Source organism: Aliihoeflea aestuarii (genome assembly GCF_024105665.1).
GTDB lineage: Bacteria > Pseudomonadota > Alphaproteobacteria > Rhizobiales > Rhizobiaceae > Aliihoeflea > Aliihoeflea aestuarii.
The window spans coordinates 124,513-138,767 of record NZ_JAAAMK010000005.1; the positions used below are offsets into that span (position 1 = coordinate 124,513).

Annotated in this window: 15 protein-coding genes; 9 read left to right on the forward strand and 6 right to left on the reverse strand. The window is 63.1% G+C overall.

Annotated features, from left to right (window positions below):
* The first annotated feature begins 3 nt into the window (after positions 1 to 3).
* From GTW25_RS12470 to GTW25_RS12480, 3 genes are read left to right on the forward strand one after another with little or no spacing between them, the layout of a single operon-like run.
* Positions 4 to 1,161 carry an ABC transporter ATP-binding protein gene (locus GTW25_RS12470; RefSeq protein ID WP_252912457.1) on the forward strand — a complete coding sequence of 386 codons (1,158 nt, stop codon included), beginning with the start codon at positions 4 to 6 and terminating at the stop codon, positions 1,159 to 1,161.
* Positions 1,158 to 2,171, forward strand: coding sequence for a Gfo/Idh/MocA family protein (locus tag GTW25_RS12475; protein WP_308206258.1), 1,014 nt, complete (start codon positions 1,158 to 1,160; stop codon positions 2,169 to 2,171). Before GTW25_RS12470 ends, GTW25_RS12475 begins: the two co-directional genes overlap by 4 nt.
* Positions 2,168 to 2,830, forward strand: a complete 663-nt coding sequence (locus GTW25_RS12480; RefSeq protein WP_252912458.1) for a GntR family transcriptional regulator — start codon at positions 2,168 to 2,170, stop codon at positions 2,828 to 2,830. Before GTW25_RS12475 ends, GTW25_RS12480 begins: the two co-directional genes overlap by 4 nt.
* On the opposite strand, the gene GTW25_RS12485 is transcribed toward GTW25_RS12480, so the two are convergent.
* Both GTW25_RS12485 and GTW25_RS12490 read right to left on the reverse strand, forming a co-directional pair.
* On the reverse strand, positions 2,827 to 3,462 hold the full coding sequence (locus tag GTW25_RS12485; RefSeq protein WP_252912459.1) for a COG3650 family protein: 636 nt from the start codon (positions 3,460 to 3,462) through the stop codon (positions 2,827 to 2,829). The two genes, GTW25_RS12480 and GTW25_RS12485, sit on opposite strands and share 4 nt — an antisense overlap.
* Positions 3,463 to 3,499: 37 nt before the next feature.
* A complete protein-coding gene (locus GTW25_RS12490; RefSeq protein ID WP_252912460.1) occupies positions 3,500 to 3,799 on the reverse strand; it encodes a DUF6074 family protein in 300 nt (99 codons plus the stop codon).
* 234 nt (positions 3,800 to 4,033) lie between these two features.
* Between GTW25_RS12490 and xylB the strand changes: the two genes are divergently transcribed.
* The 3 genes from xylB to GTW25_RS12505 all read left to right on the forward strand — a co-directional run bounded on the left by xylB (position 4,034) and on the right by GTW25_RS12505 (position 7,156).
* Positions 4,034 to 5,482 carry a xylulokinase gene (gene xylB / locus GTW25_RS12495; protein ID WP_252912461.1) on the forward strand — a complete coding sequence of 483 codons (1,449 nt, stop codon included), beginning with the start codon at positions 4,034 to 4,036 and terminating at the stop codon, positions 5,480 to 5,482.
* A 3-nt stretch (positions 5,483 to 5,485) separates the two neighbouring features.
* Complete coding sequence (xylA, locus tag GTW25_RS12500; RefSeq protein ID WP_252912462.1) at positions 5,486 to 6,796, forward strand: xylose isomerase; 1,311 nt, start codon at positions 5,486 to 5,488, stop codon at positions 6,794 to 6,796.
* Positions 6,797 to 6,940: 144 nt separating this feature from the next.
* Positions 6,941 to 7,156, forward strand: coding sequence for a hypothetical protein (locus GTW25_RS12505; RefSeq protein ID WP_252912463.1), 216 nt, complete (start codon positions 6,941 to 6,943; stop codon positions 7,154 to 7,156).
* Positions 7,157 to 7,306: 150 nt separating this feature from the next.
* On the opposite strand, the gene GTW25_RS12510 is transcribed toward GTW25_RS12505, so the two are convergent.
* Positions 7,307 to 8,098 (reverse strand): IclR family transcriptional regulator domain-containing protein, encoded by a 792-nt coding sequence (locus tag GTW25_RS12510; RefSeq protein WP_252912464.1) that lies wholly within the window; start codon positions 8,096 to 8,098, stop codon positions 7,307 to 7,309.
* Positions 8,099 to 8,175: 77 nt separating this feature from the next.
* On the opposite strand from GTW25_RS12510, the gene GTW25_RS12515 reads away from it, so the two are divergent.
* From GTW25_RS12515 to pcaF, 3 genes are read left to right on the forward strand one after another with little or no spacing between them, the layout of a single operon-like run.
* Entirely contained in the window at positions 8,176 to 8,895 is a 720-nt protein-coding gene (locus GTW25_RS12515) for a 3-oxoacid CoA-transferase subunit A (protein ID WP_252912465.1), read from the forward strand.
* The gene (locus GTW25_RS12520) at positions 8,892 to 9,560 is read left to right on the forward strand and encodes a 3-oxoacid CoA-transferase subunit B (protein ID WP_252912466.1); all 669 of its coding nucleotides are present in this window, start codon (positions 8,892 to 8,894) and stop codon (positions 9,558 to 9,560) included. Before GTW25_RS12515 ends, GTW25_RS12520 begins: the two co-directional genes overlap by 4 nt.
* A 1-nt stretch (position 9,561) precedes the next feature.
* A complete protein-coding gene (gene pcaF / locus GTW25_RS12525) occupies positions 9,562 to 10,770 on the forward strand; it encodes a 3-oxoadipyl-CoA thiolase (RefSeq protein ID WP_252912467.1) in 1,209 nt (402 codons plus the stop codon).
* A 22-nt stretch (positions 10,771 to 10,792) separates the two neighbouring features.
* On the opposite strand, the gene GTW25_RS12530 is transcribed toward pcaF, so the two are convergent.
* From GTW25_RS12530 to GTW25_RS12540, 3 genes are read right to left on the reverse strand one after another with little or no spacing between them, the layout of a single operon-like run.
* Positions 10,793 to 12,454, reverse strand: a complete 1,662-nt coding sequence (locus GTW25_RS12530; protein ID WP_252912468.1) for an ABC transporter ATP-binding protein — start codon at positions 12,452 to 12,454, stop codon at positions 10,793 to 10,795.
* Positions 12,447 to 13,277: an ABC transporter permease gene (locus GTW25_RS12535; RefSeq protein WP_252912469.1), complete on the reverse strand. Its 831-nt coding sequence runs from the start codon at positions 13,275 to 13,277 to the stop codon at positions 12,447 to 12,449. Before GTW25_RS12535 ends, GTW25_RS12530 begins: the two co-directional genes overlap by 8 nt.
* A 4-nt stretch (positions 13,278 to 13,281) precedes the next feature.
* A complete protein-coding gene (locus GTW25_RS12540; protein ID WP_252912470.1) occupies positions 13,282 to 14,244 on the reverse strand; it encodes an ABC transporter permease in 963 nt (320 codons plus the stop codon).
* Positions 14,245 to 14,255: the final 11 nt, after the last annotated feature.

Genomic DNA, 14,255 nt, shown 5'->3' on the forward strand with positions numbered 1-14,255 from the left:
GACATGGCCATCGTAGAACTCGACAAGATCGTCAAGCAGTACGGCATTGGCGGGCCGATCGCCGTGGACAAGGTGGACGTCACGATCGGCGACGGGGAGTTCATGGTGCTTCTCGGACCCTCCGGCTGCGGAAAATCGACAACGCTGCGCATGATCGCAGGGCTGGAGACCATATCCTCGGGAACGCTCTCCATCGATGGGAGGCTGGTCAACGATGTTCCCGCGAAGGATCGCGACATCGCGATGGTGTTCCAGTCCTATGCGCTCTATCCGCATATGAGTGTCGCGGAAAACCTTGCCTTCGGCCTGCGACGGCGAAAATTCAGTTCGGCCGAAATCGACAGCCGCGTCACTGCGGTGGCCGACATACTCGGCCTCAGCCATCTGCTCGCCCGCCGGCCGGCTGCATTGTCGGGCGGCCAGCGCCAGCGTGTCGCGCTCGGTCGCGCCATGGTGCGGGAGCCCAGGGTCTTTCTGTTCGACGAACCGTTGTCGAATCTGGATGCGGCCTTGCGTGTCAATACGCGCAGCGAGATCATCAAGCAGCACAACAGGCTTGGTTCCACAATGATCTACGTGACCCACGATCAGGTCGAGGCGATGACGATGGGAACCCGGATATGCGTGATGAATGCCGGCCGCGTGGCGCAGATCGGTGCGCCGCTGGAGGTCTACTGGAAGCCGGCCAACATTTTCGTGGCCCGGTTTCTCGGCTCACCACCTATGAACCTCGTGACAGCGACGCTTTCGACGGATGCCCGGCGGGCTCAAAATGCCGAACTCGATGCGCCGCTCGAACGCTGGAGCAACGCGGCCCTGTCTTCTTATGCCGGCCGAAAGATCACTGTCGGGGTCCGTGCGGAAGATTTGAGCCTGCACCGTCCCGAGCAGGGAGCCGATGCAGGCGTCATGCGTGGGCGTGTTGTTGCCGTGGAGCCGCTTGGTGCGGAAACCCTGCTGCTGGTCACGCTCCAAAGCGGGGCCGAAGTGACGGCCCGGTTGCCGCGCCAGGTCGCGGCGGTGATCGACGCGGACGTCGAACTGTTCTTCCCGAAGGACGCCGTCTATCTTTTCGACGCAGAAAGCGGTGATGCCCTGCCGACTGTCGAAGAGACGAACAGGATCGTCGGCGCTGCCCTCCAGAGGAGGGCTCACGGGTGACGCTTCGCATCGGGCTCGTCGGAGCCGGCTGGGTGACCCGGCATCATCTCGACGCATGGAAACGCCACGACGCGGAGGCGAGTGTCGTCGCCATCGCAGATCCGGTTCTGGAACGCGCGCAGGCACGGGCACAAGAGTTCGGCATAGGTGCCGTGTTCGACTGCGCGGCCGCGATGCTGGACGAGCAGGCGCTCGACGCCGTCGACATTGCCGCGCCGCGTGCGTTCCATGCCGATTTGGTGCGGCTTGCCGCCGATCGCGGCGTGCCGGTACTGTGCCAAAAACCACTGGCCCCGACATTGGCCGAGGCACAGAAACTGGTGCGTGAGGTCGGCGCACGGACCCGCTTGATGGTTCATGAGAACTGGCGTTTCCGTCCCTACTACCGTCAGGCGGCCGACTGGCTGCGCCAGGGGCGCCTCGGCAAGATAAAGGGAGCGGCCCTTACGCTTTTGACATCGGGTACCGTGCGGGATGCCGAGGGCCGCTACCCGGCGCTCGAAAGACAGCCTTTCATAGCCGACGAAACGCGGATGCTGGTCGGCGAGGTCCTCATCCATCACCTCGATACGCTGCGTTTCCTGCTTGGGGCGCTCGAAGTGAAAGCAGCCTGCCTGTCGCGGAGCTGTCCGGTCATTCGCGGCGAGGACAGCGCAACGATCCACCTTTCGACCGCCGGCGATGCAGGCGTAAGCCTCTTCGGTTCGTTTGCCGCTCACGGCGCGGCGATCCAGCAGCGCGATGAACTGATCATACTCGGCGAGAAAGCCACGCTGCGTCTCGACGGCTCCGTTCTTTCGATCCACGATGACGGCACGGAAGAGATCGTCTATGACGCCGATGAAGTGTATGCGGCATCGTATACGAGCACGATCGCCCATTTTATCGATTGCCTTCGCACGGGTGCGGCATTCGAAACCTCACCTGAGGACAATCTGATGACCCTCAAGCTCGTCGAAGACTGCTATCGACTGTCGAATTGGGAAAGGAAAGCTGGAGCAGCGGCATGAGCGAGCCATTACCGATTCCGACACGCATCGACGAACAGGCGGAAATCAAGCGCCGGATCGAAGAGGACATCATCTTCGGCCGTCTGGCACCGGGTACGCGTTTGATCGAGGACATGCTGATGGCGCGGTATCACGCGTCACGCCATTACGTCCGTCAGGCGTTGGTCGATCTAGAGCGAAGCGGCATCGTCAGGCGCGAGCGGAATGTCGGCGCGACGGTCAGGACGTATTCGCCCGACGAAGTTCGGCAGATCTATGAAGTTCGCGAAATGCTGTCCCGGCAGGCGGCGCTGAACATTCCGCTGCCCGCGCCGCAGGCGCTGATCGATCGCCTCGAAGCTATCCAGGCCGACTATGCGAAACACGCGCTTGCCGGCGACCTTCGGGGCGTTCACGAAACGAACGACGCCTTTCATCTCGCCCTGTTTTCAGGATGCGGCAATCCATATCTGGTCCAGACGTTGCAGGAATATATGAGCCTGACCTTGCCGATACGCGCCAAGAATCTGGCCGACCGGGAGGGGCTGACGCTGTCGATCAAACAGCACGCGGTGATGATCGATCTCATGCGCGGGACCGATAGCTGGGCGCTGTCGCAATTGTGCGTGGATCACATGCAGTACAGCAAGCTGGATTATCTCAGGCGCGCGGCGGCCTAGCGACCGCTTCTCAGGCAGCAGCCGCCATAGACGGTCCCGTCGGGCGCGATCACCATGGCTTCGTAGGGAAAGCCGACATCGCTCATGCCGTCCGAGCAGAAACGATGGTTTCGCCATGCCGCGACATGGCCGGTTCCGTCCTCGCTTTCGAGCCGCACGGCGTAGCGGCCGAGAAGTCCGACGGCGCGTGTCATCGGGCCTGCCTTCCATGTCACGTCATCGTCCACCGGTGTCTGGAAGACCGCTTCCTCGCCGCCGATCGACAACGTCCAGAACGGCTCGGTGCCGTTGCAGCGCAATGGAAAGATCGCGTCGTCTGCCGGTTGCGCCTCGCCCGGCGCAAGGTAGCGCGCATTGACCCAGCCAAGTCCGTCATCGCCGACGACTTGCCACCACACGGAGCCGTTCAGTTCCATGCGTGTGCCGGCGACCGCCAAATCGTCGGCGTCCGGCGACAGGGTGCCGACGATTTGCGAGGACGCGTCGGGCTGTGCGCGAATGTTCAGGACGTCGCTCTCGCGCACGTCGACCACCCGATAGGTCAGGGTCGGTTCGGGGGCCTGCTCCTCGGTTGCGAATGCCGGATCGGCCAGGAAAATGAGCGAAAGCGCGGCGATCTTGAACTGGTTCACGATGAGCGTCCCTTACCCGTCAAACGGTGGCGGGATCTTACCGAAGCGAGATGATTTCCGCCATCCACGGTTCGGCCTCGCGCCGGCTCGCAAGCGTTTGCTCGACCTCGTTGAAGAACGAACCGACGGCCTCGTCCTGGGCAAGTTCGGGAAGGCCGAGCAGTTCGAGTTCTGCAAACATGGAATCGGCGACGATTCCGGCATAGCGGTCCGCGACGCGATCCGAACTCGCCCTTTGGAGGGCATCCACGACGGCCTCAACGCGCCCCTGGCGTCGCTCCATCGGAAACAGTGTGACAGTCGTGGCTTTCGCCAAAGTTTCTTCGTTCAAACGCACGCTACCCATCCCCCGGTCACGCATTTCAAGCCTGCCGATGCGAATCGCCCGGCGTTGTCCGCATAATTGTCCGAGCGTGGTTGACGAGATGTTACCGGTGGGCCGTGCGCGTGATCCGCCTGCCTTGGTCCAGAGTCCAAATATGTCGATGACGAATTATTGCGAGTTCCGAAAAAATTCGACTCGGCCTTCGCGCGCAATCTGCTAAGAGTGCGCTTGGGAGGATTGCCAGCCATGTTTCTTGGGCTCGATCTCGGCACGTCCGGGGTGAAAGCGGTTTTGATCGACGCGGATCAGCGCGTCGTCGCATCTTCGACGGCGGAACTTTCCGTTTCGCGGCCGCATCCGGGGTGGTCGGAACAGAATCCCGACGACTGGCTCACTGCTGCCGAGCAGGCGATTGGCGAATTGTCACGGTCCCATCGCGGCGAACTCGGTGCAGTGCGCGGCATCGGCCTGTCCGGCCAGATGCACGGTGCCACGCTGGTCGATGCGTCGAACAGAGCGCTTCGTCCGTGCATCCTTTGGAACGACACGCGCAGCCATGCGGAAGCCAAGGCGCTCGACGCCGACCCGCGCTTTCGAAAGATCACCGGCAATATCGTCTTTCCAGGCTTTACCGCGCCCAAGCTCGCCTGGGTGAAAGCGAACGAGCCGGATGTGTTTTCGAAGGTCGCCAAAGTGCTGCTGCCGAAGGACTATCTGCGTCTTTGGCTGACCGGCGAGACGATGTCCGACATGTCGGATTCGTCCGGAACGTCATGGCTCGATGTCGGCAGGCGCGAATGGTCGTCCGAGCTTCTGGCCGTCACGGACCTTGGCGAACAGCATATGCCTTCGCTCGTGGAGGGCACGCAGCCGGCGGGCGATCTGCGCGGCGAACTGGCATCCAAATGGGGCATGACCGGCCGAATCGTCGTTGCCGGCGGGGCAGGGGACAATGCGGCTTCCGCCTGCGGGCTGGGCGTGGCGCATGCGGGCCGGGCCTTCGTGTCGCTCGGCACATCCGGCGTGCTCTTTGCGGCCAACGACCGCTATCTGCCGAACCCGGAAAGCGCCGTCCATGCCTTTTGCCATGCATTGCCGAACACATGGCATCAGATGGGCGTCATCCTGTCGGCGACCGATTGCCTCAACTGGCTGGCGGGCGTCACCGGCGAGAAGCCGGCCGAATTGACGCGCGATCTCGGCGAGAGCCTGCGTACGCCGGGTGGCGTGACCTTCCTGCCTTACCTTTCGGGCGAGCGCACGCCGCACAACGACGCGGCGATCCGGGGCGCATTCATCGGTCTTGCGCATCAATCCGACCGGGCGGCGCTCACGCAGGCGGTCCTGGAAGGCGTCGCCTTTGCGTTGCGCGACAATCTGGAAGCGCTGAAGGCAGCGGGGACGGAGCTTCACGCCGTCATGGCGGTCGGCGGCGGTTCGCGCTCGCGGCTCTGGCTAAAGGCCATCGCGACCGCGCTCGACCTGCCTGTCCAGATTCCGGCGGACGGGGAGTTCGGCGCGGCATTCGGCGCGGCAAGGCTGGGGCTCGTCGTCGCTACGGGTGCGCAGCCTTCCGACGTAATGACGCCTCCAACCATCGCCGAAACGATCGAACCCGAACGCGCGCTTTCCTCGGCCTATGAGGATGCCTATCGCCGCTACCTCGCGCTTTATCCCGCACTTCAAGGAGTTTGAGCCATGAGCACTGGATTTTTCGGCGACATCAAGCCGATCCGCTACGAAGGCCCGGAGGCCGTTTCGGAACTCGCTTATCGCCACTATAATCCCGACGAAATCGTCCTCGGCAAGCGCATGGAAGACCATCTGCGCTTTGCCGTCGCCTATTGGCACTCCTTCGCCTGGCCGGGCGGCGATCCGTTCGGCGGGCAGACCTTCGAGCGGCCATGGTTCGGCGACACGATGGATCTGGCGAAGCGAAAGGCGGACACCGCCTTCGAGATGTTCCAGCTTCTCGGCGTCCCGTTCTACTGCTTTCATGACGCCGACGTGCGGCCGGAAGGCGCGACGCTGAAGGAAAGCATTTCACGCCTCGACGAGATCGGCGATGTGTTCGCCAAGAAGCAGGAAGAGACCGGCGTCAAGCTGCTCTGGGGCACAGCCAACCTCTTCTCGCACCGCCGCTACATGGCGGGCGCGGCGACCAATCCGGACCCGGATGTGTTTGCCTATGCGGCCGCGACGGTGAAGTCCTGCGTGGACGTGACGAAGCGGCTCGGCGGCGCCAACTACGTCCTTTGGGGCGGTCGCGAGGGCTATGAGACGCTTCTCAACACCGACATGAAGCGCGAGCGCCAGCAGGCGGGCCGGTTCCTGTCGATGGTCGTCGACTACGCGAAGAAGATCGGCTTCGACGGCACCATCCTGATTGAGCCCAAGCCGCAGGAGCCAACCAAGCACCAATACGATTACGACGTCGCGACGGTCTATGGCTTCCTGAAGGATTTCGGGCTGGAGAACGAGGTCAAGGTCAATGTCGAGCAGGGCCATGCGATCCTGGCGGGGCACTCGTTCGAGCACGAATTGGCGCTGGCCGGCGCGCTCGGCATCTTCGGTTCGATCGACATGAACCGCAACGATTATCAGTCGGGCTGGGACACAGACCAGTTCCCCAACAATGTGCCCGAAATGGCGCTCGCCTATTACGAGGTTCTTCGTGCGGGCGGCTTCACCACGGGCGGCACGAATTTCGACGCCAAGCTGCGCCGCCAGTCGCTCGATCCGGTCGATCTGCTGGCAGCTCATGTCGGCGGCATGGATTGCTGTGCGCGCGGGCTGAAAGCCGCGGCGCGGATCATCGAGGACAAGGCGCTCTCCGCTCCGCTTGAAGAGCGTTATGCGGGCTGGAGCCTTGCCGACGCCGAGGCGATGCTGTCGAGCGATGCGACGCTGGAGATGATCTCGGAGCGGGCTCTTTCCAAGGGCATCGATCCGCAGCCGAAATCCGGCCGTCAGGAACGACTGGAAAACATCGTCAACCGGTACGTGTAGACGTTCGCCGAAACGAACCGTTTACGAGTGGGGCGGATGCGGGAACAAAAGTCTCGCATCCGCCGCATTTCGGACGCGGCCTTGTCTTCGCCCTGTCATCGATCCCGATTATCTTCCGCCTGTCCCCAAGAGAGGAGGGAATCGATGGTCGAACAACCTTTTTCCAATCGCACCGATGCGGATGCGACGGCATGCGCCATTCCGTCCGATCTGGATTCCGTCGTCGACCGTCTGATGTCGTTGGTGGGGCCTGAAGCCGGCGACGAGATCGACCGCGCGGTGAACCGTCGGGCGCAGATGACGCTGGTGCGCACGATCCGCAGCGTCATCGAGAACGACGAAGCCGACAAAGCGGCCTGACGGCACGTTCCGACGCCGTCATCGTCGGGCTTGTCCCGATGATCTGCCGATGTCGCCGATTCCCGGCGTTTGCAGAGGCTTGGCACAAGGCCGAGCATGATGGATGAGCATCGGCGATGCCCCGTCTTACTTCCAGCCGTTTGAAACGCCTCACTGGACGACGAAATAGTTTTCGATCGAAGCTGCCGCCTGTTTGAGTCGCGGCAGGAATTCGCGCTTCATCTGCGTGAGCGAGGTGCGGGCCGACTGCGTGGATATGTTGATCGCGGCGACGATGCGGCCGTTTCGATCGCGAATCGGCACCGCGATCGACCGAAGGCCGATTTCCAGTTCCTGATCGACGATGGCATAGCCGTCCGTTCGTGCGGTCGTGATGTGCCGGGCGAGGGCGTCGCGTTCGATCACGCTGTGTTCGGTGTTCGCGTCCATGGTGGCGCGGGCAAGGAAGAGGTCGAGATCGGCCGGTGTCAGGTCGGACAGCAGCACGCGACCCATCGAGGTCCACAGCGCAGGCAGGCGTGTGCCGACATGCAGCCCGACGGAAACGATGCGCGCTCCTGCGATGCGCGCGACATAGACGACGTCTTCATCCGCCAGAACCGCAGCCGAACAGCTTTCGTTGAGCACTGTCGAAACCTCGCGCATGAACGGTTCGGCATAGGCCCATAAGGAGGAGCCGGACAGCCATGTACGCGCCAAGGTGATCAGGCGAGGCGAGAGCCGGAAGACGCGCCCGTCCTGAAGCGCGTATCCCGATGCAACCAGCGTCAGAAGGAAGCGACGCGCACCTGCGCGCGTCAATCCCGCTTTCTCGGCCGTTTCCGTCAGGGTCAGTCCAGCCGGGTGAAGGGCGAGAATTTCCATCACGGACAGGCCACGCGCGAGCGAGCCCACATGGTCGCGGGCAAGAGGTTCGGCGATTGACTCGTCATGCGGTGTCATCTAGCTATGTATCGCATAGAGAACATTTGTTCGCAATGCGAACTTTTAAAGATCGTACTTGAACGTCCGGGAGCGAGATGAACAAGATCCAGACAGATATCGATGAGGCCGTCGCGGGCATCGAGGACGGCATGTCCGTCATGATCGGCGGTTTTGGTGGTTCGGGCGCGCCGATCGAACTGATCGACGCGTTGATCGACCGCTACAAGCGCACCGGCTCGCCCGGAAATCTTGCGATCATCAACAACAATGCGGGCAACGGCGCGGTCGGCATCGCGGCGATGATCTATGCCGGCATGGTTGCCAAAGTGGTCTGTTCCTTCCCGCGCTCGACGGATTCGCGCGCTTTCACCGAGCGCTATCTGGCCGGCGAGATCGAGCTCGAACTCGTGCCGCAAGGCACGCTCGCAGAACGAATTCGCGCGGGCGGGTCCGGCATTCCGGCCTTTTACACGCCGACGAGCTACGGTACGCAGCTTGCCGAAGGCAAACCCGTCGCCGAGTTCGATGGCAGGCACTATGTACAGGAGCGCTGGCTGAAAGCCGACGTCGCGATCATCAAGGCGGAAATCGCCGACGCGAAGGGCAACCTGACCTACAATAAGGCCGCGCGCAACTTCGCACCACTGATGGCGATGGCGGCCGAGACCACTATCGTTCAGGCCAGTCGGATCGTCGATCCGGGCGGCATTGATCCCGAACATGTCGTCACGCCCGGCATCTTCGTCGATGCCATCGTCGAGGTGGCCGAACCTGCCCAGGAAGAGGCATTGTTGCGCGCGGGAGCCCAATCATGACCGCAAAACTTTCCAACGCGCAGATCGCCTGGCGCGCCGCGCAGGACATCCCGGACGGTGCCTATGTCAATCTGGGCATAGGCTTTCCCGAGATGGTCGCCAAGTTCAAGCCGGACGGCCGCGAGGTGATCTACCACACCGAAAACGGCGTGCTCGATTTCGGCGAGGCACCGCCCGCCGGTGAAGAGGATTGGGACCTGATCAATGCCGGCAAGAAGGCGGTGACGCTCAATCCGGGCGCGTCGTTCTTTCACCACGCGGACAGTTTCGCGATGGTGCGCGGCGGTCATCTCGACGTCGCCATCCTCGGCGCCTACGAAGTCGCGCAGACCGGTGATCTCGCCAATTGGTCGACCGGGCCGAAATCGGTGCCGGCCGTCGGCGGCGCGATGGATCTGGTTCATGGCGCCAAACGCGTGTGCGTCATCACCGACCACGTCACCAAGGACGGAAGGCCGAAGCTCGTCGACAAATGCGCGCTGCCGCTGACCGGCGTCGGCTGCGTGACGACGGTCTATACGAGCCTTGCCGTGGTCGATATCGTCAATGCGCGGTTCGTTTTGCGCGAAAAATTGCCAAGCATCAGCCTCGAGGACTTGCAGGCCGTGACCGGTGCCGAACTGGTCGCGGACAAGGTTGGGGATCTGATCGTACCGGAGGTTTGACATGGCTGACGCCTATATCTGCGACTATATCCGCACGCCCATCGGCCGTTTCGGCGGCTCGCTTTCGTCCGTGCGCGCCGATGATCTCGGCGCGGTGCCGCTGAGGGCTCTGATGGAACGCAATGCGAAGGTTGATTGGGAAGCGATCGACGACGTGATCTATGGCTGCGCCAATCAGGCCGGCGAGGACAATCGCAACGTCGCTCGCATGGCGCTGCTTCTGGCGGGCTTGCCGGAAGCCGTTCCGGGCGCGACGGTCAATCGCCTTTGCGGCTCCGGCATGAATGCCGTCATCGATGCGGCGCGCGCGATCAAGGCGGGCGAGGCCGAGATCATGATTGCCGGCGGCGTCGAATCCATGAGCCGCGCGCCCTTCGTCATGCCGAAGGCCGACACGGCATTTTCGCGCAATGCCGAAATCTACGACACCACGATCGGCTGGCGCTTCGTCAATCCCCTGATGAAGAAGCAGTACGGCGTCGATTCCATGCCGGAGACGGCGGAGAATGTCGCCGAGGACTTCCAGATCAATCGTGCCGATCAGGACGCGTTCGCCGCGCGCAGCCAGGACAAGGCCGTCGCCGCACAGGAGAGCGGACGCCTGGCCAAGGAAATCGTGGCCGTCACGATCCCGCAGCGCAAGGGCGATGCGATCGTCGTGGACAGGGACGAGCATCCCCGCGCGGGCACGACCGCCGAGAAGCTCGGCAAATTGCCGACGCCTTTCAAAAAGGAAGGCGGCACGGTCACGGCCGGCAACGCGTCCGGCGTCAATGACGGCGCGGCGGCGCTCATCATCGCGTCGGAAGAAGCGGCGAAGAAATACGGGCTGACGCCGATCGCGCGCGTTCTCGGCGGGGCGACTGCCGGGCTAGCGCCGCGTATCATGGGTTTCGGCCCCGCGCTGTCGACGAAGAAGCTCGTCGAGCGGCTCAGCATGAAGGTCACCGATTTCGACGTGATCGAACTCAACGAAGCCTTCGCGTCTCAGGGCCTCGCGACCTTGCGCGATCTGGGTATCGCCGACGATGCGGCGCATGTGAACCCGAACGGCGGCGCGATCGCGCTCGGCCATCCACTGGGCATGTCCGGTGCGCGCATCACCGGCACGGCCGCGCTGGAACTTCGCGAGCGCGGCGGGCGATATGGCCTTGCCACGATGTGCATCGGCGTCGGGCAGGGCATCTCGATCGCCATCGAGCGCGTGTGATCCTGAAATCTTTGCGGTCGGGTCAGTTCCCGGCCGCCGCCATCTTCCGTCCGGCAATCGCCTTTTCCAGCCAGCCGATCTCCATCTCGGGGACGGACGACAGGAGAAGCTGGGTGTAGTTGTCGTAAGGTGGCGACAGCACCTGCGATTTCGGCCCATAGCGCACGACTTCGCCGCGATACATGACGGCGATGGAGTCGGCGATGGCGCGCACGGTCGCGATGTCGTGCGTGATGAAGAGGTAGGAGACGCCTTCCTCTTTCTGCAATTCCAGAAGCAGTTTCAGGATGCCGTTCGCGACCAGCGGATCGAGCGCGCTCGTCACCTCGTCGCAGATGATGAGCTTCGGCTTGGCCGCCAGCGCGCGTGCGATGCACACGCGCTGTTTCTGGCCGCCCGACAATTCGGCGGGATAGCGGTCGATGAAACCGCTTCCCATCTCGATCTTGTCCAAGAGCTCGGCGACGCGGCGGTCGCGCTCCTTCCCGCGCATGTCGAAGTAGAATTCGAGCGGGCGACCGATGATCGTCGCAACCGTCTGGCGCGGGTTCATCGCCACGTCCGCCATCTGGTAGATCATCTGCAATTCGCGCAGATCTTCCTTGCTGCGCTGGGCGAGGCGGGAAGAAAGCTCGCGGCCGTCGAAATTGATCGAGCCCTCCTTCGGCGGCAAAAGACCGGTGATGGCGCGGGCCAGCGTCGACTTTCCCGAACCGGATTCGCCGACGACGGCGAGCGTCTGGCCCGGTTGGATATCGACGGACACGTTTTTCAGGACGTTCACCGACCCGCCGCCATAAGCGGCTGTCACGTTCTTGACCGACAGAAGCGGCGTGCCGTCGGGCGACTGCTCGCCATGTTCGACATGGCGGGCGGCAACGAGTTGTTGCGTGTAGGTTTCCTGCGGGTCGTCTACGATCTGCCGCGTCTTGCCCCATTCGACCGTCTTGCCGTGGCGCAGCACCATGATCTCGTCGGAGACCTGGGCGACGACGGCAAGATCGTGGGTGATATAGAGCGCGGCGACGCCAGTATCGCGGATTGCCTCCTTGATTGCGGCGAGCACGTCGATCTGGGTCGTCACGTCGAGCGCGGTCGTCGGCTCGTCGAAAATGATCAGGTCCGGCTGCGAACACAGCGCCATCGCTGTCATGACGCGCTGGAGTTGGCCGCCTGAAACCTGGTGCGGATAGCGCTTGCCGATGTTTTCCGGGTCGGGCAGGGACAGCTTCCGGAACAGCTCGACCGCGCGCTTTTCGGCCTCCCGGCGTGACGAAACGCCGTGTTTCAGCGTCGCTTCCACGACCTGATCCATCAGACGGTGCGCCGGGTTGAACGCGGCTGCCGCAGATTGCGCGACGTAGCAGACCTCGCGCCCGCGCAGTTTGCGCTTCTTGCGCGCATTGTCTTTCAAAATGTCGCGGCCGTTGAGCCACACTTCGCCGCCGGTGATCCTGACGCCGCCGCGCCCATAGGCCATGGGCGACAGGCCGATGGTCGATTTGCCGGCACCGGATTCGCCGATCAATCCCAGCACCTTGCCTTTTTCCAGCGCAAGCGAGACGTCATCGACGATGACGATATCGCGCGGCGCGTCGTCCGGAGGGTAGACCGTGACCTCGATCCGGAGGTTGCGGATGTCGAGGAACGGCTTGTCGGTAACTGGCATCGGTTCCTTAGGCATTGCCGCGTCCCCCCTTCAGATCGCTGGTGCGATTGAGGAGCCAGTCGGCGACGAGGTTGACGGAGATGGCGAGCGCGGCGATCGCGCCGGCGGGGATCAGCGCGGCCGGAATGCCGAAGACGATGCCTTCGCGGTTCTCGCGCACCATGCCGCCCCAATCGGCGTTCGGCGGCTGGACGCCTAGGCCGAGGAAGGACAAAGCGGAGAGGAACAACACCGCATAGATGAAACGCAGGCCGAGTTCCGACACCAGCGGCGACAGTGCATTCGGCAGGATCTCGCGGAAGATGATCCAGCGCGTTCCTTCGCCGCGCAGCTTGGCCGCCTCGACGAAGTCCATCACGTTGATGTCCACCGCGACAGCGCGCGAAAGGCGATAGACGCGCGTGGAATCGAGCAGCCCCATGACGATGATCAGTGTCGGAATGGTCGAGGGCAGAACCGACAGCACGACGAGGCCGAAGATCAGCGTCGGGATCGACATCATGAGATCGACGAAGCGCGACATCAACGTGTCGAACCAGCCGCCCAGCACGGCGGCCATGAAGCCGAGTATTGCGCCGAGCGTAAAGGCAAGGGCCGTGGCGGACACCGCGATGAAGACGGTTATGCGCGCGCCGTAGATCATGCGGGACAGAAGATCGCGTCCCAGATTGTCCGTGCCGAGCCAGTATTGCGCCGAGGCCGGCTCCCACACGCCGCCGAGAACGCGCGAGCCTGGATAGGGCGCGATCCAGGGTGCGAAGATCGCGACGAAGAGAAGAACGACGGTGACGATAAGGCCGATGGCCGCCCCGATGGGCATGCGTTTGAACATGGTCATCGCCTCACCTCCTGTGCCGCAGACGCGGATTGGCGAGGATCGCTACGATGTCCGCGACGAGGTTCAGGCCGATATAGACGGCGGCGAAGATCAGGCCGACGGCCTGCACGACGGGAACGTCGCGGCGCGTGACGTGATCGACGAGATATTGACCCATGCCCGGATAGACGAAGATGACCTCGATGACGACGACGCCGACGACGAGATAGGCCAGGTTGAGCATGACCACGTTGACGATCGGCGCAATGGCGTTGGGGAAGGCGTGCTTGCGGATGATCTCGAACAACGTCAGCCCTTTGAGTTCGGCCGTCTCGATATAGGCCGACTGCATCACGTTGAGGATCGCGGCGCGTGTCATGCGCATCATATGCGCGAGCACGACCAGCGTCAGGGCGGTCGCCGGCAGGGCGATGGCGCGCATCCGGTCGAGGAAGGGCATCGTGTCGTAGACGGTCGATACGCTCGGGAACCAGCCGAGGCGCACGGCGAAGAAGTACATCAGCACATAGCCGATGAAGAATTCGGGCAGCGAGGTCGCCGACAGCGAAAGGCCGGAGATCGTCTTGTCGACGAAGCCGTTGCGATAGCGCACGGCGATCAGCCCCAGAAGGATGGCGAGCGGCACGGAAACGGCAGCGGCCCAGAAGGCCAGGAACATCGTGTTCTTCAGGCGCGGCCATATCGAGGTCGCGATGTCCATGCGGTTCGACAGAGCCGTTCCGAGATCGCCTGTCAAAACGCCGCCGAGCCAGCGGAAGTAGCGGATATAGGCAGGATCGTTGAGGCCGAGCTGCGCGCGCAAATTTTCGAGCGCCTGCGGGGTCGCAGCCTGTCCGAGGATCGACGCGGCGACGTCGCCCGGCAGGATTTCGGTGCCGACGAAGATCAGGACCGAAACAGCCAGCAGGAGAAGGACGCCCAGCGCGATGCGCTGGGCGATGAGTGTCAGTATCGGATGTGCCCCCAAGGCGTCAGGCC